Source organism: Paenibacillus sp. JNU01 (assembly GCF_059130585.1).
Genome location: NZ_CP169723.1, coordinates 4619646 through 4641306 on the forward strand (window position 1 = coordinate 4619646; position 21661 = coordinate 4641306).

General features: G+C 48.8%; 15 protein-coding genes. 14 read left to right on the top strand and 1 reads right to left on the bottom strand.

Annotated elements, in window-relative coordinates:
• Window positions 1-4 precede the first annotated feature (4 nt).
• On the bottom strand, window positions 5-1834 hold the full coding sequence (locus NLBNIHML_RS20210; RefSeq protein WP_472474826.1) for a cache domain-containing sensor histidine kinase: 1830 nt from the start codon (window positions 1832-1834) through the stop codon (window positions 5-7).
• A 144-nt stretch (window positions 1835-1978) separates the two neighbouring features.
• On the opposite strand from NLBNIHML_RS20210, the gene NLBNIHML_RS20215 reads away from it, so the two are divergent.
• From NLBNIHML_RS20215 to NLBNIHML_RS20280, 14 genes are all read left to right on the top strand, one after another.
• On the top strand, window positions 1979-2860 hold the full coding sequence (locus NLBNIHML_RS20215) for a carbohydrate ABC transporter permease (RefSeq protein WP_036607341.1): 882 nt from the start codon (window positions 1979-1981) through the stop codon (window positions 2858-2860).
• Entirely contained in the window at window positions 2860-3696 is an 837-nt protein-coding gene (locus tag NLBNIHML_RS20220; protein ID WP_253429649.1) for a carbohydrate ABC transporter permease, read from the top strand. The genes NLBNIHML_RS20215 and NLBNIHML_RS20220 overlap by 1 nt, the downstream gene beginning before the upstream one ends.
• A gap of 894 nt (window positions 3697-4590) precedes the next feature.
• On the top strand, window positions 4591-5889 hold the full coding sequence (locus NLBNIHML_RS20225; RefSeq protein WP_339239333.1) for an ABC transporter substrate-binding protein: 1299 nt from the start codon (window positions 4591-4593) through the stop codon (window positions 5887-5889).
• A gap of 316 nt (window positions 5890-6205) precedes the next feature.
• Window positions 6206-7429, top strand: coding sequence for an ATP-grasp domain-containing protein (locus tag NLBNIHML_RS20230; RefSeq protein WP_494352600.1), 1224 nt, complete (start codon window positions 6206-6208; stop codon window positions 7427-7429).
• A 23-nt stretch (window positions 7430-7452) separates the two neighbouring features.
• The gene (locus NLBNIHML_RS20235) at window positions 7453-8505 is read left to right on the top strand and encodes a YqcI/YcgG family protein (protein ID WP_339239337.1); all 1053 of its coding nucleotides are present in this window, start codon (window positions 7453-7455) and stop codon (window positions 8503-8505) included.
• The gene (locus tag NLBNIHML_RS20240; RefSeq protein ID WP_339258634.1) at window positions 8502-9770 is read left to right on the top strand and encodes an ATP-grasp domain-containing protein; all 1269 of its coding nucleotides are present in this window, start codon (window positions 8502-8504) and stop codon (window positions 9768-9770) included. Before NLBNIHML_RS20235 ends, NLBNIHML_RS20240 begins: the two co-directional genes overlap by 4 nt.
• Window positions 9767-10999 carry an MFS transporter gene (locus NLBNIHML_RS20245; RefSeq protein ID WP_479491788.1) on the top strand — a complete coding sequence of 411 codons (1233 nt, stop codon included), beginning with the start codon at window positions 9767-9769 and terminating at the stop codon, window positions 10997-10999. Before NLBNIHML_RS20240 ends, NLBNIHML_RS20245 begins: the two co-directional genes overlap by 4 nt.
• Window positions 11000-11335: 336 nt before the next feature.
• A complete protein-coding gene (locus NLBNIHML_RS20250; RefSeq protein WP_062837307.1) occupies window positions 11336-11902 on the top strand; it encodes a TetR/AcrR family transcriptional regulator in 567 nt (188 codons plus the stop codon).
• A 59-nt stretch (window positions 11903-11961) separates the two neighbouring features.
• Window positions 11962-13953, top strand: coding sequence for an alpha/beta fold hydrolase (locus tag NLBNIHML_RS20255; protein ID WP_494352601.1), 1992 nt, complete (start codon window positions 11962-11964; stop codon window positions 13951-13953).
• A gap of 95 nt (window positions 13954-14048) precedes the next feature.
• Complete coding sequence (locus NLBNIHML_RS20260; RefSeq protein WP_342571738.1) at window positions 14049-14996, top strand: aminopeptidase; 948 nt, start codon at window positions 14049-14051, stop codon at window positions 14994-14996.
• A 613-nt stretch (window positions 14997-15609) separates the two neighbouring features.
• Window positions 15610-16032, top strand: a complete 423-nt coding sequence (locus NLBNIHML_RS20265) for a chemotaxis protein CheW (protein ID WP_339239346.1) — start codon at window positions 15610-15612, stop codon at window positions 16030-16032.
• A gap of 202 nt (window positions 16033-16234) precedes the next feature.
• Window positions 16235-19438, top strand: coding sequence for a DEAD/DEAH box helicase (locus NLBNIHML_RS20270; RefSeq protein ID WP_494352602.1), 3204 nt, complete (start codon window positions 16235-16237; stop codon window positions 19436-19438).
• A gap of 46 nt (window positions 19439-19484) precedes the next feature.
• Window positions 19485-20297, top strand: coding sequence for a hypothetical protein (locus tag NLBNIHML_RS20275; RefSeq protein ID WP_494352603.1), 813 nt, complete (start codon window positions 19485-19487; stop codon window positions 20295-20297).
• A 283-nt stretch (window positions 20298-20580) separates the two neighbouring features.
• Window positions 20581-21555: a M15 family metallopeptidase gene (locus tag NLBNIHML_RS20280; RefSeq protein ID WP_339258647.1), complete on the top strand. Its 975-nt coding sequence runs from the start codon at window positions 20581-20583 to the stop codon at window positions 21553-21555.
• Window positions 21556-21661 lie beyond the last annotated feature (106 nt).

Genomic DNA, 21661 nt, shown 5'->3' on the forward strand with positions numbered 1-21661 from the left:
TTGTTCACTCTCCCGCGTATAGTATAACCCTGATCTTCACACCATTGGGTTCCCGATTGCTGACCTCAAGTCTGGCTGAGTGACCGGGATGTGAGTTCAATTGAAGTCTGCGCATCACATTTCGTAGACCAATGGACTCGGACTCATCGGATTCTTGCGTGGCTAACCCGGTTGATATGTGATTTGGATGGAGCCATCCCCGAATCTCCAGTAATTTATCTTCTGGTATGGAGGGTCCGTTATTATTCAGTTCGATTTCAATCCAATGATCATTGATCCGACGGCTGGATAGAGAGATGTGACCTTTACCTGGCTGAATATCTGCCCCATGTTTAAAATAGTTCTCAATTAAAGGTTGTAACGTCATTCTCGGCATTTCGACAGACAGGGTATCTTCGGCAAAATCCAAATCCACCTCAAGGCGGTCACCGAACCGCTCCTGCTGAAGTTCCAGATATAACCGGGCATGCTCTGCTTCCTCGCGTAAGGTCACGCCGGTCTGATCCCGCATGCTGTAGCGCAGCATTTTGGATAGGGAAGAAAGTAGTGTATACGCCCGTTGTCCTTGCTGTTGAAGGGCAAGTGTACCGATGGATTGCAATGTATTATACAGAAAATGCGGATGAATTTGCGCTTGCAACGCTTTGAGTTGATTCGTCTTATTGGCAATTTCAAGCCGATATTCCCGCAAAATAAGATTATTTACCGTATCCATCATATCCCGGAAATGACGAGCGAGCACCCCGAATTCATCTCGGCTGGATAGATGGATATCCACATGCAGACGTCCGGCTTGGATCTGGTTCATATACCGCATGAGCTGCTTGAGCGGACCGGTGATTCGGATGGAGATGAACAAGGTTGCGACAATGACCAATACAAGTGCAGCGATGGCAATCATTGCGTTATTCCACGTGAGTGTGGTCGCTCTGGCGTATAACGTCTCATTCGGAATCTGTTTGACGATGGTCCAGTCCGCGTAAGTGCTGCCAAGCTGCTGGTACACATACATGGAACGATCCTGTTCAAAATGTCCTGCGACATTCTGGGCTGTACCCGCGTTATTTCGTGCGATATTCAGCTCACTAGCTGTTTCCTCTCGCAGTGCATCGGTATAATTGACCTCGGAACGTCCTTGGTAGATGATCTGATTCTGACCATCTACAACATAGATCTGTTCCTTAGCCGGATCATACAGTCTGCCGCAGATGGCTGCAATGGTATTCATATTCAGATCAATGGCGAGAACACCCAGACGCTCGGTGGACGGAATATCCTTGATTACCCGATGCAAGGTAATGACTGTTCTTGCAGGATCATCAGGGGAGGCAGCCTTGAATCCGTACGTGTGACTCATATGTGCCGATTCCACCCAAATGTCCGGGCTGTCACCGCCTGTTTTTCCATGGAGCGAGCCGGAATAGGCCTGTTTGCGTTCCTCCCGCTTCGGAAAGGGATTCGTAATTAAGGTGGATTGATTGGCGGCAAAAGAGTGCAAATACAGCTGAAAAACATCCGGCACAGCCGCACGGATGGTCTGCAAAGTAGTGTACACTTCAGCCACTGCACGATAATCACCAGGAATCTTCGCCAAGTTACGCAGGAAGTTTGGGTCGTTATACACAGCAAGCGACGCTCTGGCCACGTTATCCACATAGTTATTGAGATTCGTGGACGCTTGGTAGATCAGGCGTTTGTTCTCTTCAACAGCCTGTTCCCGCAGGGCAGTTTTGGTCTGGATAAATGTCATGCTGATCGACGCAAGCAGCGGAAGCGTGGTAGCGATGAGCATAAAGGCAATCAATTTGGTGCGTATACTGTAGTATTTGGACATCGGTCCACCCCTTCTGGTTGCAGGTTAAAGATAGGACAATATTTTACCCCCAACTGTTCACGAGGGTCGGTGTTTCCCTCAGCGATATTGGAGTTTAATAGAGAAAGAGACCAATTTCATCCATCTATAGAAGGGGAGAACGATATGAAGCATCGCAAATCTTCACAGCTGTTACAGCAGCTCGTGTTCGTGGGTCCCTCCATCGTGTTTTTTATTCTCATCATCGTGGTCCCTTTCCTGCTTGGCATGGTGTACTCCTTCACGGATTGGAACGGGGTATCCGAGAACATTAATTGGGTAGGGTTCGATAACTTCGTACATGTTTTTGCGAATGATCCCAAGTTCCAAACGGCGTTTTGGTTTACGGTGCGCTTCACCGTGGTTGGTGTGGTACTAACCAATGTAATTGGCTTTTTCCTGGCCTATTTCCTGACCAAACCGCTCAAGACGAGAAACATTCTGCGTACGATCTTTTTCATGCCTAACGTGATCGGTGGGTTGTTGCTCGGCTTTATCTGGCAGTTCATATTTGTGAAAGGGTTTTCAGCAGTAGGCGATGTAACAGGCTGGTCCTTCTTCAACCTTCCTTGGCTGGGAGACGAACCAACCGCCTTCTGGGGAATCGTGATTGTGTTTGTATGGCAGACCGCAGGATATCTGATGGTTATCTACATCTCATCTCTGACGAATGTATCCCCTGATCTGCTGGAAGCTGCCGAGATTGATGGCGCAAGTCGCTGGCAGGTACTGCGGAGCATCATTCTTCCGCTCATTATGCCAGGTGTAACAATCTGTCTGTTCCTGGCGATCTCCTGGTCGTTCAAAATGTTCGATCTCAATCTGTCGCTGACCAAAGGTGGACCATTCGGATCAACAGAGTCGGTTGCACTCAATATTTACAATGAAGCCTTTGTGAACAACAGATATGGCATCGGAACGGCCAAAGCACTCGTGTTCTTCGTAATCGTTGCCATCATCACCATGATTCAGGTACGTCTGACGAAGAGCAAGGAGGTAGAAGCCTAATGGAGACGACGAAAAATTACCGCTTCAGTACCATTCTAACCGAGATTATCATGGTACTCATTGGACTTTTATTCCTGGTTCCGTTTTACTTCCTGTTTGTGAACTCGGTTAAAACCTTCGGTGACCTGCTCACTAATTCGGCTGCATGGCCGGAGGTATTCCAATGGGGCAACTATGCGAACGCCTGGGAGAAAATTAACTTCCCGTCTGCGCTGATGAACTCGCTCATCGTTACCGTAGTCAGCAATCTGTTGCTAGTGCTGATCAGTTCCATGGCCGCGTACCGAATGGTTCGCAGCGATACCCGGTTCAACCGGATTTTGTTCGGCATGTTCATTGCCGCCATGGTGATTCCGTTCCAGTCTATCATGATTCCACTTGTTACGGTAACCAGTAATCTCGGGCTAATCGATAGCCTTGGGGGACTTATCATCTGTTATCTCGGTTTCGGGGCACCGATGTCTGTCTTCCTGTTCCACGGATTCGTGAAATCCGTCCCACTGGAGATTGAGGAAGCGGCTCGGGTGGATGGAAGTTCTGCCTACGGGGTGTTCTTCCGAATCGTATTTCCACTAATGAAACCGATGTATGTAACCGTCATCATTCTGAACACACTCTGGATCTGGAATGATTATCTACTCCCGTCCCTGATCCTGCAAAGCTCCAACCTGCGTACGATCCCGATCGCGACTTTTGCGCTCTTCGGACAATATACGAAGCAATGGGATCTGGCCTTGCCGGCCCTTGTGCTGGGCATCATGCCGATTATCATCTTCTTCCTGCTGATGCAGAAGTATATCATTCAGGGGATTACTGCTGGATCAGTTAAAGGATGAGTGCGAGGGCAGGGTCGCCGGCGGGCTCAAGTTGCGCTTTCGGTCGCTGTTGCTCCTCGGTGGCCAGAATGTATTAGGGCAAGGAAGCCACCGAGGTTCAAAGGCGAACGCTCCGCTCCTGCAACGCATTCTTGATCCCTTCGCTCCCACCTCGCATGGAGGTGTGCAAAGGGAAGTCATGCCCGCTTAGCTTGGGCATGACTTCTGGGGAAGAGAGTAATAAAGAAAAGAGCTCCTTCAAGAGATGACCAAGAAAGAAAAGATTTAAAGACCATATTGGTAAGACAGAGAAGGAGCGAGGGCAGGGTCGCCGGCGGGCTCAAGTTGCGCTTTCGGTCGCTGTTGCTCCTCGGTGGCCAGAATGTATTAGGGCAAGGAAGCCACCGAGGTTCAAAGGCGAACGCTCCGCTCCTGCAACGCATTCTTGATCCCTTTGCTCCCACCTCGCATGGAGGTGTGCAAAGGGAAGTCATGCCCGCATAGCTTGGGCATGATTTCTGGGGAAGAGAGCAATAAAGAGAAATGACCAAGAAAGAAGCGTGTATAGCCAGGAACTTTTTGTACAGAGTGATGGTATGCTCCTTTTTCAAAGCGCTAACGAATCCACCGCATCTTAATAGGTGGATAATCAAGGAATACAAACTTTAACGAATCTCAGGAACGTTATTCAGGTGAAAAACGGCGTCAGAGCCTTAAAATTCGACCAAATCGACGAAATAACGTCGCTGTGATTCGTTAGAATGTGAGCCTGTGCAAATAGGTGCGAATAACGTGCGCTCGGTTCGTTAGAATGAAAACACGCTTCAGGGGAAGGTTATTCTGTCATCGGAGTGCCAGTGTAAATATGCATTAGTGGAACTGTTATACTGAAACTACTATAGGGAGAGTGTATGTATGAAAAGAATGACGAAGTTGACGTTGCTTATGCTGATTGCTTTTTCGGTAATGCTCGCGGGATGTGGCAATGGGGACAAGAGTGGCAGTCCGGTCAACACGGATGCTCAAGGTGGTAGCGAAGCTGCTGCCGGGGACAAAACTATTAAAATCTTCCAATTCAAAGTTGAGATTGCGGAAGCGCTTAATCGTCTCAAAGCGGAGTACGAATCCTCACATCCAGGCGTTAAACTGGACATTCAAACCGTAGGTGGTGGTAGTGATTACGGTGCTGCATTGAAAGCCAAGTTTGCCGCAGGCGAACAACCGGACATTTTCAACGTAGGTGGATATCGTGAACTGGATACATGGCTTGAATATCTGGAAGATCTGTCTGGAGAATCATGGGCCAAAGATGCGCTCGAAGTAGCTAAAGAGCCAATGACCAAAGACGGCAAGCTCTATGGACAGCCGCTCGCGCTGGAAGGTTATGGTTTCATTTATAACAAAGACCTCTTCCAAAAAGCGGGTATTACCGAAATTCCAACGACACTGGAACAGTTGGATCAAGCTGCACAGAAACTTCAAGCCGCAGGCATTACCCCGTTCTCGAACGGATATCAGGAGTGGTGGGTGCTGGGCAATCATAACGTAAACGTGGCATTTGCCAATCAGGCAGATCCGGTGAAATTCATCCAGGGATTGAACGAAAGCACGGAGAAAATCCCTGGCAATCAGGTGTTCAACGACTGGATTAACTTGCTCGACTTAACGCTGAAATATAGCAATAAAAACCCGCTGACAACCGACTACAATACGCAAGTTACGTTGTTTGCGAGTGGAGAAGCCGCGATGATGCAGCAAGGGAACTGGACTCAAGTACAGATCGATGGAATTGATCCCGATCTGAATCTGGGTATCCTGCCAATGCCAATTAACAATGAACCCAATGACAAATTGTTTGTCGGCGTACCGAACTACTGGGTGGTAAATAAGAATTCCCAAGTGAAACCGGAAGCAAAAGAATTCCTGGAGTGGCTCGTAACTTCGGACATCGGGAAACAATACATGACGAAAGAATTCAAGTTCATTCCGGCGTTCAGTTCCATCACGGCATCCGAGGAAGATCTGGGTGACCTCGCCACAGAGATCATGAAGTATAGCCAGGAAAATAAAACCCTCAGCTGGAACTTCAACCGTTTCCCTGAAGGCGTTCCACAAGAGTATGGCAGCACGATTCAGGCTTACGTTGCAGGCAAATCGGATAAAGCCGGATTGCTTGATGCATTACAACAGAACTGGGATAGTCTGAAAAAATAACAGGTCCCATCCACTCGATTAATAAATGTGGGAATAAGAAAAAACATAAAAAAGGTGACTCCGGATGAATTGGAGTCACCTTTTTTGATGTGAAAATTCCCAGTTAAAAAGTGCAAATATGAAGTAACAGATTGACTAATACAGATGGTGGAGGTGTTTGTATGATGTCTACAACCTGTTGTTAGTACACGGCGTGGCAACAAATAGCCGAATTTTAAATATTTGTAATTTTTAGATTGACAGTTCCATGTTATATCCATATTATAGAAAAATATAACAGATAGTTAAGAATTTTGAATTGGAGGTGAAGTTCTTTATGAGAGATATTGTATTTCTGTGTGACAAGCGAATGAACACCAAAACGGGGTTTCTCGAAGCGTTGTCCAACATATCGGATACAACCAACATTTTGTTAGTAGAGAAGGGATATGAACAATTTTATTCTTTACCAGAAGGGTTGTTCAGTGCTGTGTTCGAAGTGGAGGATATTACTCGGATTGATCAGGTGGAAGAGGTTTTTGAGCGCATTTTGGATGAATATGATGTGGAGCGCGTCATTGCCCCGACCGAAAATGTGGTAGAGACCGGTGGGTATCTCAGATCACGTTTTGGCATACCTGGTATTCAAAAGAATCAGGCCGAGACGGTTCGGAACAAATGGATCATGAAGGAAACATTGCGGCAGGCGGGAATCCACACGTCACAGACGCGTATTGCGTCCAATGCAGTACAGATCAGAAAGATTGTCGCAGGCATTGGTTTTCCCATCATTATCAAACCGATTAGCGGCTGGGCGACGATCATGACGTACAAGCTCAATAATCAAGAGGAGCTTGAGAAGTATATCAGCCAATCCTGGAATCGGGAATCAGTGCTCATTGAGGAATTCATTACGGGTAGGGAGTTCCATATTGATTCGATCGTTTCAGAAGGTGAGCTTGTATTTTCCTCCGTCTCTGAATATTTGTTTAATTGTCTTGAGATTGTCCAGAATGATCGCCCTTCCGGCACGATCTGTTATCCCGCTAACACACATTATGAATATGTGGAACGGATGCAGTCGTTCAATGAAGAGATCATACGGACACTCGGAATACGTAACAGTGTGTTCCATGCAGAGGTATTCCTTCTGCCGAATGGGGAGATCTGCTTTGGAGAGATTGGAGCACGCATTGGAGGCATTGTCATCATTCCGCCTATGGTGTTGAATTCCCATCAGGTGAACTTGTTTGATGCAGCCATTCAAACAGAACTTGGAATATATGAAGCTCCAGCCTTGGTTAATACAGGCAAGTACACAGGTGCGGTTAACTTCCCATCTGCTGTAGGCAAGATCGAAAGTATCTCATCCGCAGAAGATTTCAAATCGATGGAAGGACTCATTGATATTCGAATTAACTATACATCGGGTCAGTCCATTTCAGGTGGTCGAGATACGATGTCCCGATCCGGATATGCCATTGTGGAAGGTCCAGATATCGAATTCGTTAGAAAACAACTTCTAGAACTACATGACAAGTTTGTCCTGGTTCACCAATAAAACCATTCTAGGAGGGCTTTGGGTTGTTGCTAGATAACGCTGATGTGAAGAGACTGGGTAGTCATGATTGGAGAAAGCAGGAATTTGAGCATTTTGAGAAGGACATGACTGGTGATAATCCACGGTTTCCCTGCATATTTGGTTCCATGGGACTTAACCGTAATGAGCTACGTTTCTCCTTTTTTGATGATGTGAATGACCATTCCATAGAAGAACTGGGAAAGGCATTGAGAGAATACGTGGAACAGGCAAGGAGCTTTGGAAACTACACCTCCATGGTCACGTTCTTTAATATTGATAAGGATCTATCCATCGATGAATATCAGCATACATTTTGGTCCATCCTGACCCGGCTGCACACCATTGACTTGAAAGAATGGCCAGAGTTCATACCGAATGAAGAGAAGGATCCCTTGTGGGAATTTTGCTTTCATGGGGAACCCATTTTTGTCGTTTGTAACACACCAGCACATGAGGTCAGAAGGAGCAGACGTGCCAATACATACATGATTACCTTTCAACCCCGATGGGTCTTTGATTCGATTGGCTTGGGAACACCAAAAGGAGATAAATCCAAGGATTTGGTGCGAAGCTTGCTTCGGCAATACGATGCAATTGATCCATTCCCTCATCTAGGGATCTATGGGGATCCGAATAATCGAGAGTGGCTGCAATATTTTATTCCAGATACCAACGAAGTTTCCGCTACAGCGCAATGCCCATTTCATCATATGAGGAGGAATACTATGAGTTCAGTTCAATATATCAAAGGGTCTGACGTAACACTTGAAGAAGCTGTAATGCAATTGCTGCCTGTAACCGGTTCGGTAGAGGTACAAAGAGATACACCATTCAGGGAGCACAAATCCCATACCCATCCTACAGACGAAACACTTTTGATTATAAATGGAGATATTACCTTCTTCACTGAAGAAGGAGAACTGCATTGCACGCCTGGTGACCGCATTCTGCTTCCGGCTAATACGGTGCATTCCTCCAAAGCCGGGGAGAATGGAACGTTGTACATTATCGCTTTGGAGTTTGTGGAGCAGCCGAAAGAAGAGGTTCTGGCATGACTCGTTCCTCCGTTGGTTTGCTTATGAGAAAAGGTTTTTCCCTGCACGGGGATCATATTGAAGCCCTGGGGAGAATTTTCGAAGAGGTCCATTTATGGACCTCTGTTTCTGGATATGAACAAGATCCGCGCTTTCGGTCTGTTCAGCATATTCCCAAGTACGAGAATGTGGAAGAAATGATCTTGCAGGCTAGACAATTAGGCGTTCCGTTTTTCATTACCTGGCAGGAAACGGATATTGTACTGAATGCGAGACTGAATGAAGGGCTGGGAAGACAGGATATTCCTGTCCAAGCGGCCGAAATTGCCAGAGACAAGTCCAGACAGCGTCAGTTCTTGAAACAGGAGGACGTGGCCTGTCCTGAATTTTATGCTGTAAATACGTTGGATGAGGCTGTTTCAGCGGCGGCAAGTGTAGGCTATCCGGTTATTATTAAACCCACATTGGCCGCATCCAGCAGCCATGTTGCGCTCGTTCATTCGTATCCCGAATTGAAGGAGGCCTTCGATAGTATCTCGCAACTTGCCATTTCGCAATCGGGGCTATATTTTGACGAGGAATGTCCTGCAATAGCGCTGATTGAAGAGTTCCTGCCCGGGGAAGAGATTACGCTGGATGGCGTAGTTGTGAATGGACGGTTTTATCTGGGGGGAGTCCATAACAAGCTCAGAATGCCAGGTCCTTACTTTGAAGAGGACGAATATACGCTACCTTTTCAGGGAGAATCCAATGTGGAACAAGAACTTTGTGAGATGGCTCAGCAAATATGCACAGGTCTGAAACTTGTAAATGGGCTGTTTAACGTTGAAGCCAGGCAGAACGCCAACGATGAGTATAAAGTGGTGGAGTTCAGCTGCCGTATCAGTGGTGGGCATGTCTATCGTAATATTCGCGATGTGTACGGCACAGATCTGGTGACCGCCCATGCTTGTGGTCTTCAGGGGGAGGAGAAGTTGGCTGCCCATTTTGCGAAAAGAACGGCTCCCAAGTGCGCAACCTGTATCAAGTTTGTGTACCGTGATGGCAAGGTGTTGAATAATGCCAGCGGTGAGGCAGCAGACGATGTGAGGTACCGGGCGTATTATCCGGTTGCTGCCAAAGGTAGAGTGGTCCATTCTGCTCCGAAGGGATTCGATATTACAGGTCTGCTGTCTGTACGTACCAAATATCAGGGTCCTGAGGACATCGAATCGGTAAAACAAGCCGCAAGATTGCTGGAACAAAAGCTGGATTTGCAAGTTGCTGAGGTGAGACAGCTTCAATGATACAGACTATTTTATTCATCCTCTTCCTGTCCATTACCTTATGTGGAGATACCATTCTAAACATTACCCTGATCTGGTCGGTACTGGAGCAGGGTGGGTCGATTACTCATCTGAGTATTATTATTACGATCATGAGTTTGGTACCTATTTTATTGCAGAAGTATAGCTTTTTTCTTAAAACTGCACTTAAAGAACGACCCTTGCTAATTTTCAGCTTAGCGCGCATCCTGGGTATTGTATTTCTGCTTGTGTTTTTAATTCAATTTGCCGGCAATACCAATGTGTATGGTTTATATCTGATTGGTGGCGTATTCTCCGTAATTCTGTTTTTGACCAATCAGAGCCTGGAAATCTACATGTCCCAGATGGTGTTGGATGGAAAAATCAAATCACACAAGGCCTCGCATGACTTGCAGACGGCAATTCAAATTGGTGCATTTGGAGGAAGTGCGGTAACTGGAGTTTTGCTCAGTATAGGCGGACTGCCAATGATCTCAACGGTACTGATGGTGACGCTGGCTGTGGGGATGATGGCTCCATGGCTCATTCCAATTCTGTCCCGATCCGGTCAGGCTGAGCAGAACGTACAGAAAGAAAAAACGGAGGCTCCGCAGATTACCTACTCCGATGCTGTGCGAAAAAAAGTACTGAACATGACCATATTGGCGGTGGTTGTATTAACCGTGCAATTGGGAGCAATCAATTTTATCGTACCGATTTTGTTCCATGACATCTACAATTGGGATTCATCCCGTTACGGGGCTATCGGAGCTGCGATGGGGCTTGGGGCCTTTCTTGCAACGCTGATTCGTAAGTGGGAACACCGAATTCCAATGTATCTATTTATACTGATCGGTGTTATTGATATCATCATTGGCACGGTACAGGTGTTTGCGGTGTCGTTAATCTGTGGATTTATGCTTGGGTTTGTGTTTAATCGGACTCGTATTATGCAAAGATCAGTCATGTTTGATAACTTGCGCAGCCGCGAAGAGACCATGAAGTGGTCGGGAAGATCAACGTTTGCCACTCAATTTACAAGATCGGTTGTCCCGCTGGTACTGGCACTACCGCTGTCCCTTATGGGGCAGGAGAACACAGGCGTACTGTTAGGAACAATCGGTGTTACGGTGACGATCATCCTGTTTGTCGCCATAAGGCTGGAGAACAGATTGCCACTTCAAGGCACCGATCCGATGATTGCCGGAGACAGTAAACCTTCGATTTGAAGCAGGTAACAGTTGTTAAAGGTTGGGAAATGAATTGTACGAAAGGTCAGCCAGATACGTTCTGGTTGGCCTTTTTTGGTGGTTCAACCGGAGGAGGTGTGGATAACCCAAAAGCAGTTAACGATCTCATGATGGATTTAACACATAGTTAATACCATATGTGGATATCCTCTGTGTATAACACGCTACATGTGGACAAGTATGGATGAGTTTGTGCGGAAGCAGTTCTATTGTTAACAGAAATACTTGTTTTCAATCAACTAGTACTGTATAGTTCTAAATATGACAAATCAAAAAATGAACTCGCGACCTGCCAAATCCAAGAGTTCCAATCCGGTGAACCGGACCAAGGCAGTTGAAGTGGCTGCACAATTGTTTCTGCGTCAGGGGTACAGCTATGTCAGCATGGATGAGGTCGTAAGAGTAAGTGGGGTATCCAAGTCCAATATCTATTATCACTTTAAAAACAAGGAGGAATTGCTTCAGGCCGTGGTACAATACTGGATTGCCCAGTATGAGTCGGAGCTGTATCTGCTGCTCAGTCAGCGTGAGCGAGGAGTGGAGGAGCGTATCTATTCATTTATGGCAATGCTGTCGGCAGGTATTGAGGGCCGGAATTACGAAGGGAGCTGTCCTTTTGTCACGTTATATATGCAGACACCTGACAGTGCACCCCAAGTGAAGGAGAGCATATCCAGATTCTTTCGTGAGCTTAGACCTATGGTTGAGAAGCTGTTTCAGCAAGGTTTGGATCGTGGTGAATTTCGCAAAGAAATCGAGCCGGGACCGGCTGCGTTGTTGTTTATTGCAGCATTGGAAGGTTCACTAATCCTTGCGGGAACTGCGCGTGATGTAGGCATTATTGAACAATCAGCACGTACGTTTTGTCAGATGCTTCGGTAAACGAAGCTTTTTTTTGAATAAAACTAGTACTATATAGTACTAAAAGGAGCGATAACGGAATGGACGTACATAAGATCCAAGTATCCACTAAAGATAACTTAGCTTCAAATTCAACAAAAATTCATCAGGTATTGAGCGCGTCTGATATGGAACCAACAATTATTTTCATGACAGGCAGCACCGGTTTTATCGGCAAAGAAACGGTCAAACAACTCGCGCAGGGAGACGCACAATTGCTCTTGCTGGTTCGATCAGAACAGCGTGCCAGAACGGTGTTGAAGGCTTATGGAGTGAAGGATTTCACCAGAATCATCTTTATTACTGGTGATTTATCCATCTCGGGTCTTGGACTTGCCGCAGTGGACCGGGAACGTGTTGTTGAAGCGAATGTAATCATTCATGCCGGGGGAACGATGGACGTTACCCTAGAACGAAAGGTAGCTGAGCAGATATTCATGAACGGGGCGAGAGAAGTGGCCCAGCTTGCACAAGAAATTCACGGTACCCGAGGACTGAGACACTTTATCCACGTGGTTGGTTTCATGAGTCCCTATGGACAGCGGAACGAACAGGGAGGTTATCTTCAGGTCGACCATGTGGGTGATCAGGAAAGTGCATATGAAGAGATGAAATTTCATGCCGATCTTCTTATTCGTGAACATGCGGAAGAGCATAACTATCCCTTATCCGTTGTGAATCCGAGTACTGTGGTTGGACCGCGCCCGACTGGGGAAACGGAGCAAACGGGTGGGATTGGGCTGCTCATTCAGGCGATTCAAAAGCGACTTATGCCCGTAGTGCCGGGAGGTTCATCCTATTGGTTACCCCTGGTGGAGAATGATATTGTTGCACGAACGCTTGTTTTTCTATCCAAGGAAGCAGACCCGGCAGGTGGAACCTATCCACTATTGGCACGCAAGGAGGACAGTCCCAATATGAAGGAACTACTACATCTTCTGGCACATGAATTGGATGTACCCAAACCCAAAGGAGCTGTACCACTGCCTTGGATTCAATGGGCAATGAAATCAGGGGGCACTCGCCTCACTGGTGTTCCAGCGGAGTCGGTTGCTTTTATTACCAACAGGTCATTCCCGGTCGAGGAGACGGAGGCGCTGTTCACACGTATGGGGCAATCCTGGCCGGACATCAGGGAACAGCTTCCGTTGGTTACAGCAGATCTGGACTACCGTCTTCGGTATACCCCGTTACCTGAGGATGTTCCGGCAGATTATATCCGGTCACGGAGTGGGAATATGGCTATGATCGGTTGGGAGGGTGAAGGAGAGCCGTGGATTATTGTGCATGGTCTGCTTCAATCTGCCGATGAGATGTTGCCTTTGGGAGAACAGCTTTGGAAAGAGACAGGTAACCCGGTTTGGTTAATGGATCTGGCAGGATTCGGACGATCCCCTGTACATCAGGTAGATGAAGCGTTTGAAGGTCAGGTGGGTACACTACTCAAGGCGCTTGATGAGTTCGAGGGTCCTGTGAAGCTGGTGGGTCATTCGATAGGCGCAGCTATCGTGGCTGCCGCACAGTTGCGTAGTGGGCGGACAGACATTCGACTGGGATTGCTTCAGCCAGTTGCCAATAATTCGAATCCGAATGTGCTAAGATGGATTTCCCGTTTGCCAAGAGGTGTGATGCGGTCTTTGCTTCGTCTTCGATCGGAGAAGAGTTGGGAGCGAATGTTCAGTGTATATATCAGTGGGGAAGACAAAAAGGGTATGGACCATATGATGGCCAAAAGGATACGCTCCAGTCTCCAATCCCCCCGAATTGCGGGGGCAAATGCAGATTTGTTGCGGTGGATCCACTCCGGCAAGCGGGGAAGAGTCAGTTCATTTTCCTGGATGAAAGAGTGGGCTGATGATCACACCAACCATACTTTAGTCGTATGGGGCAAGGAAGATCGGGAATATCACTATCCACAGGATATGAACTCACAGGTCAAACGCATAGATGTGCCCTACGGACATTACTTTCCGACATTTCAGTATAAGGAGACAGCTGCAATCCTCGCCGAATGGGCCGATACCTTGAAGTGAGTTCAGATTTGGCCATGCAGGAATCTCTGGTCGATTGTCGAAAGGGGTCAAGTCGAGTTGTGAAGAGCTGAAACCTAGACAGGAGAGATGAATATATGAGCAAGCAACGTGTAGAAATCAGTAAAAAGGTGCTAACGGAGTGTCTGGGATTACGCAGTGGAGAAAATCTGGTGGTTGTCGCAGACGATATGAAACGGGATTTGGCCGAATCCATCTATGAGGCAGGAAAAGCACTTGGCGCGGAGTCGGTCCTGCTAATTATGGAGGAACGCAGCAGATCAGGAGAAGAGCCGCCTGCACCGATTGCAGAGGCCATGATTCGGGCAGATGTAGCGGTGTGTGTAACTCGATATTCATTAACGCATACCCAGGCACGCAAACAAGCCGCTGCTTCAGGGACCCGAGTGGCAACGATGCCCGGCATGACAGAGGATATGTTCATGAATGGAGCCATTACAGCTGAGTATTCGCAAGTGAAGGCGTTGACCGAGAAGGTGACGGCTCTGTTAACCGCAGGTCGCCATGTGCGAATAGAGAAGCAGGGTCATAGTCTTTCCTTTTCTATAGAGAATCGTAACGGTGTACCAAGTACAGGCATGTATTTGAACCCCGGTGAATCGGGTAACTTGCCTTCAGGAGAAGCTTATATTGCTCCCGTTGAGGGTAAGGGCGAGGGTAGTATTGTTGTAGATGGTTCCGTTGCTGGAATTGGGGCACTCCGCGAACCGATGTTATTAACCGTCAAGGAAGGGCGATTGGTGTCAGCTGAAGGACCAGACGGGGCTCAATTACTGGACACCCTTGGAGATGGCGATGGTCGCTTTCTCGGCGAATTCGGCATTGGGACCAATAACAAGGCACGAATCACGGGTGTAGTGCTGGAAGATGAGAAGGTGTATGGCACGATCCATGTCGCCTTTGGCAGCAATAACACATTCGGGGGAACGATTGCGGCGGGTGTACATATTGATGCTGTTGTGCAAAAGCCGGACGTGTACATCGATGACAAGCTGATCATGCGGCAGGGTGAATTGGTGGAATAACTGAATAACTGCGTATCTGTACTGAAGGGATTTGAGCATGTCCACAACGTGTCCACAGTAATGGATAAACTGGAGTGGAAATTCAGATTTTACGTCAGATTTACAAACAAATACACAACATGTCCACATTAAAATAATGAATATCCACATGAAACGCTAAACATATCCACAGCATGTGTGCAATATGTGCACAACTTATCCACAAAACAGGTATAACTCCTGTTTTCATTCGATAAAACAGTCGTTTTGAAGTGAAAAAACAAGTTATCCACAGGAATATCGTGTTTTTGTTCCAAGTATTTGAAAACATAGAAACAGATCCATAATATATGGGGATAAAAAAGGCCAAAGATCAGCTTAATGCCGACTCTTTGGTTTTTTTTGAATATAAAATAATAAATCGAATGTCAGGTTACTTACGCTCAATTTTGAAACGACGGATTTCCACCCTCTCATCAAAACTGTAATACAACGCCTGTTGAAGTTGGCAAAATTGATCTGAAGCCTAAACATTTGATCAAAAATAACCGATACACCAAAGTAACATCTAATGAGACGAAAGTAGTCTGATTATACGGAATGAGAGGGTATGGGGATAACTATGGATGAGGGAATGCAATATATTAATTTTTCGGTAGGAGACCAGATCTTTGCCCTACGCATTGATGAAGTTCATGAGATCATCAGAATGGTGCAGGTGACTACGGTCCCGTTTGGAAGTCCGGAGATCAGAGGTTTTGCTTCGCTGTACGGTAAGGTAGTTTCAGTAGTGAGTCTTCGTGTATTGTTAGGCATGCCGGACCAGGAGGATACCTCTTCTACACGTATTATTGTGGTGCCTTACAAAGGAGGATTCGTACCTCTGATCGTCGATATGGTTGATTCTGTTGTAAGTTACGATCGTTTCGAAGAACCTGCTGAGGAGCACCGCCGTTTCATGCTTGGCGTTTTTGACAAAATCGGGTTCTGTGCAGATCATCGTGCAGGCATTTTGAACCTGGATGTATTGCTGGGCAGCTTGATCAGATCATCGTAAGATAATGATCCGTAATTCTTTCAATACTCAGTATTATCCTTGGATTGACCCAAATGTTCCTCATCCGCTTTTCGGGAGAAGGGACATTTTTTTATGCCGATAACGATTGAAATAACCACTTTTTGTGGGCAAAGGTTTTTAAATCCGGTCATTTTCGTATATGATGGAGAGTAACAATGCGAAGGGATGACGGGAGACTTTAATGATGCAATCGCTGTATGGAGTATGGCTTGGTGACGTATTTTTTTGTTTTTCCGGTGAAACATCGGAACCGCGTGTGGATGCATGGAGCCACGTGGTAAGACGGTTGAATTTTGGCGACGGGGGTCGTCTGTTTCAGCCTGCCGCTCTGCGTCTCGCGGAGCTGCGCTGGCCGAATCCGCTGAGGAACACGGCTGAAGCCAAGAACACGAAGCGCCGTCAACTGTTGGGGCGCACATTGGAAGGGTTGGCCGTCTCGCCTAAGGATGCTTTTAGATTGCTGCTGCAATGGGATGACCGTTTGTTTAATGCAGCCGGAATTCAGGTTGGAGAAGAGATGCGTTACTGGATCAAAGCGGCGCAGTTCACACAGGAGCTGCTGTTGCGGGGAGCCATTGCTCCATCAGCTGAATTCGCAGCAAAGACCGGAGCACGGCGACGGACCGGGCAAGAGACATTGACAGGTGTATGGCGGCCGCGCTTGCAGTCTGAGGATGATATTGAACGCTTCCGTGATCTGGCTGAAGCGATGCCTCCAATTGGGCTTTCTGCTCCTGGAGCTTATGCTTCATTGGAACCGGAAACGCGTGAAGAAGCAGGAGCTGCGGTATTATTTTCATTCATGAGTGGCATGATTCATGCTGTAGTAACAAGTGAACTGGAGGGCATGGACAGTGAACTGTCCCGTTACCGCACGCCATATCGACGCGGCTCTTCGCCAGTAGCCGAACTTTGGTGGAACAGTCTGATCTCGATGTTCCGTCCAGTGACGGTGCAAGGGCCAACGGATGATATGACAGCATTTATTCACACGCTGCAAGAAGTTGGTGGAACGTCGATGCCGATCGTCGGCGCAGAAGAGATGGCGCCTGCTGAAGGCCAATTGAAGCTGGCGCTCCGTCTGGAGCCTCCACTTGGCGAACATGAAACCATATGGGGAGTCAGCTTTTGGGTGGACAGTGAGCAGGAACCAAGCCTGAGGCTGCCTGCGCGGACCATCTGGGCCCATCCGGAGCGAGATCTGGACCGGGGGAAAGTGTTATATACCTCGGCGGCAGAGCAGTTATTGATGGCGCTCGGTCAAGCAGCAGAATTGGCACCTGAACTGGAGACGGCGCTGCTTACTGCTCGTCCGGAGGGAATTAAGCTGGAACAGCAGGGTTTCTTTGAATTTCTAACGCATGCGGTTCCGCGTTTGCAGAAGGCTGGCATAACCGTTCTCATGCCTTCAAAGTGGAGTCGTGCCGGAAAACGCCGTGCAGGACTTCGTTTGCAGATGTTGAATCGGGGAACAGAGCGGTTGCCTGGAGCCACATCGGCACTGGGCATGGAACAATTGGTTGCATTCAAAGCAGAGCCCATGCTGGATGGCAAGCCCGTAACCGCAGAGGAGCTGGCAGCTTTGGCTGAATCCACAGTTCCCTACGTCATGTTCCGCGGTGAGTGGATTGAAGTGGATACAAAAGAGATTCGCCAAGTCCTGCGTTATATGAAAAAAGAAGAAGAACAATATATGCCTCTCTCCGAATGGCTGCATCTGGCTGCGGATGAAGGGGAGGATTCCGCGTGGAAGGGTCTTTCTGTCTTTGGCGCCGAATCCGATGGGATGCTTGCTTTTCTGCTCGATGGGCAGGTGCTTCGCAGCATTGAACCTCGTCAGGTTCCGGCAGAGTTGCATGGTGAACTAAGACCTTACCAGGAAAGAGGTTTCCAATGGTTATCCGCGATGCGTGATCTGGGCTTTGGCGTATGCCTTGCGGATGATATGGGACTTGGGAAGACCATTCAGGTCATTACCTGTCTGCTGGATCGCAAACACGAAGAACGCCAGGCGGCTGCAGAGGAAGCACGTGAGTATGAAATGCTGGATGGATCCGATGATTCTTTCCCGGCGGATCAGCTTGCGAATGAGCAGCCTGATCATTTGCCTGCACTTATTGTGTGTCCTACCTCGTTGCTTGGAAACTGGCAGCGTGAACTGAAGCGGTTTGCCCCGGATCTGTCGCTATATATTCATCATGGGGGACAACGGTTGCACGGGAATGAGTTTCAGGCTGAAGCACAGACGCATGACATTGTACTGACGACCTATCATCTGGCAGGCAGAGATGGCCCGGATCTGGCTTCATTGCACTGGTCCACCATTGTGCTGGATGAGGCACAATATATTAAGAACTACCGTACCAAACAAGCGCAAAGCGTGATGCGCCTGTCTACACTTCATCGTATTGCGATGACGGGAACGCCTGTAGAGAACCGATTGAGCGAACTTTGGTCGATTTTCCAGTTTCTCAATCCGGGATATCTGGGCACAGCTTCATCGTTCCGCCAGCGGTATACGGGACTGGGGCCATCCGAAGAAAATGCAGCCTCCTTGCGTGAACTCCATCGACTGGTATCTCCATTCATGCTGCGCAGGCTGAAAAGTGATCCGGATATTCGCAAGGATCTGCCAGAGAAGCTTGAACTGAAATCCTACTGTTCTCTGACGCCGGAGCAGACAGTGCTGTACCAGCGTGTGGTGGATGATCTGATGGGTGGTCTGGACGGCAGAAATGGCATTGCACGGAAGGGGATTGTACTGTCCTCCCTGACCAAGCTCAAGCAGATCTGTGATCATCCGGTGCTGGCGGACAGCAATCGGAAAGATCATGGCAAGGCAGAGGCATCCGGTAAGATGGAACGATTGCTTGAACTGCTGGACGCCATCCGTGATAACGGGGAATCGGCCCTGATATTCACTCAGTATGTTGCTATGGGAGATCTGTTGGTGTCGAGGTTGAAACAGCGATATGAGGAAGAACCGTATTTCCTGCATGGTGGGGTGTCGAAGGCGCAAAGGGATGAGATGGTGGAGACCTTCCAAAAAGGAGAGGGTCCGTCCATGTTTGTCCTGTCTCTTCGTGCCGGAGGTGTAGGTCTGAATCTGACACGGGCGAGTCATGTCGTTCACTATGACCGGTGGTGGAATCCTGCGGTTGAAAATCAGGCGACGGACCGTGTATTCCGAATCGGGCAGAATCGCAACGTGCAAGTGCATAAGCTGATCTGTCAGGGAACACTGGAGGAACGGATTGATGAGCTGATTGAGAGCAAGAAGGCACTTTCCGAACAGGTTGTTGGTTCAGGTGAGAATTGGCTGACCGAGATGTCGGATGATGAGCTGCGTGGCCTGATATCTCTTCAGGGTGAGACGTGGCTGTGACCTTGATCATTCAGGGGAATATAGATGTTGAGAAAGGGGGATTGTTGTGAGCGAAAAATGGAAGATCGAGCTGCATATGTCCCCCGGTGGATGGACAGCAGAAGTAAATACAGCAGCGGACGCGGCGGGGCAGGAAGCGCACGGTTCCGCTGAGGCAGGGGAGACTGGAACAGCCGTTGCCGGCGTGTTCGCGATCACGGGAACGCCGACGCGACTGAGCGAAGCCGAGCGCGAGGCTGTGCTGGTTCAGCTGCGCAAGCGCCCGCTGACGCTGTATGCCCTGCTGCGCGGCGGCCCGGCGCCCGAGGAGCTTGCCGGGCTGCTGCCGGCTGCGCAAGCGCCCGAGGGCTCGCCAGGCGCAGCCACGGCCAGCGCGTCCGTGGCGTGCACCTGCGGCCGCCCGAGCTGCGCGCATGCCGCGGCCGCTGAGCGCGCCGTAGCCGCGCGCCTCGCGGCCGAGCCGCTGCTGCAGCTGGCGCACGCCGGCTTGCCGCGCGAAGCGCTGCTCGCCGGCGTGCTGGGGGCATGGGCGGAGGAACTCGCCCATGATCCCGGCGCCACCGGCCGCGCAGCGGAAACGGCTGGCCGCCCGCAAGTGCGGGGCGGCGAAGGCGGCGCGGCCGTCGGCGAGTGGATCGCCGAGGCTGCCGCGGACGGCGCCATGCACCAGCCGGGGCCAGGCTTTGGTGCCGTTGAGGTGCGCCTTACGCAGCCGGGCAAGCCGCCGGCCTTGCCGGAGCTAACGGCGCTGCTGCAAGGCTTGCCGGCCACCGCAGGGCTGGATTTGATCCGCGAGCGTGTAGCTGCGCGGATGTGGCAGGCTGTCCAGAAGAAGACGGACAGCCCGGCAACCAAATGATACACCCATCAGAGCGGGGGAGATCTCAGATCACCTCTGCTTGTTTGTATTGCAGCATGTTGCATGATCCATGATCCAATTCATTTCATTTTCGCGGGAATGTTTCTCTAAAAGTCCAAAAAACGATCATACAGGCTGTACAACCCGTATATGTTCATGAAGATCTCTTCTAAAGGAGGTCTTTACCGGTGGAGCTTCGCTGTCAATTAAGGTATACTTTCGCAGGGAACACTGCACGCAGACAACTAGACAACATTTATATTATTGCGATAGGAGTTTTTACATGAAATCACATACAGGAAGACAGCGCCGCATGGTGGTTATGCTGTCCTCATTGATGATATGCGGAGCATTGCTTGCGGCGTGCCAGAACGGTTCAGGCACAGAGGAGAGCCAGAATCCGAATGGAACAGGTAACACACAACAGGAGTCTGACGGCACAACCGTTCATTTTACGGAGGATAAGGGATCTGATGGTGACAACGCTGGCGGGGATGATACATCATCTGCTGGCAACAGCGGTGAAGGCACGGATGGCGAGTCCGGGAATGCATCGACTGGCGAAGAGCAGGGTTCTTCAGACGATGGTAACGGCGCGACAGCGGAAGATCCATTGATGGAGAAACGTAGCATCAGCGCACTGCAAACAACAATTGACGCAGAAGCTGTGGTGACCAATGCCACATCTATGACGGTCATTGTGAACAAACAACGCAGTCTGCCTGAAGGGTACGAGCCGGACGATCTGGTGGAACCCAATGTCCCGTTCTCCTTCGACGAACCTCACGAGAAGCGGCATATGCGCAAGGAAGCGGCGGAGGCACTGGAGAAGTTGTTTGCAGGTGCAAAAGCGGATGGCATTGAGCTTCGTGCGGTGTCTGGTTATCGTTCATATCAACGTCAAGTGTCCATCTACAACAACAATGTCAAAACCAAAGGTCAGGAATACACGGATCGTGTAAGCTCTGTTCCAGGCCGAAGCGAGCATCAGACGGGTCTTGCCATTGATGTATCCAGTCCGAGTGTGGGCAATGTGCTGGAAGAGGTATTCGGCACATCGAAGGAAGGCCAGTGGCTCGCTGAACACGCTGCAGAATATGGATACGTCATCCGTTATTTGCAAGGTGAAGAAGATATAACCGGTTACGTCTATGAGCCTTGGCATATCCGGTACATCGGTACCGATTTGGCACCAGATGTGGCGAAAAGTGGGTTAACCCTGGAAGAATACTTTGATGAGGCGAATATCAAGTTGTAATCTGGATTGCATAAACGCTAATTTTCCTGAAATCCCCTGAATGACTGCTCTTGATCTAAACAATGAGCAGTCATTTAGGGGATTTTTTCCGTGTAAAAAATGATGT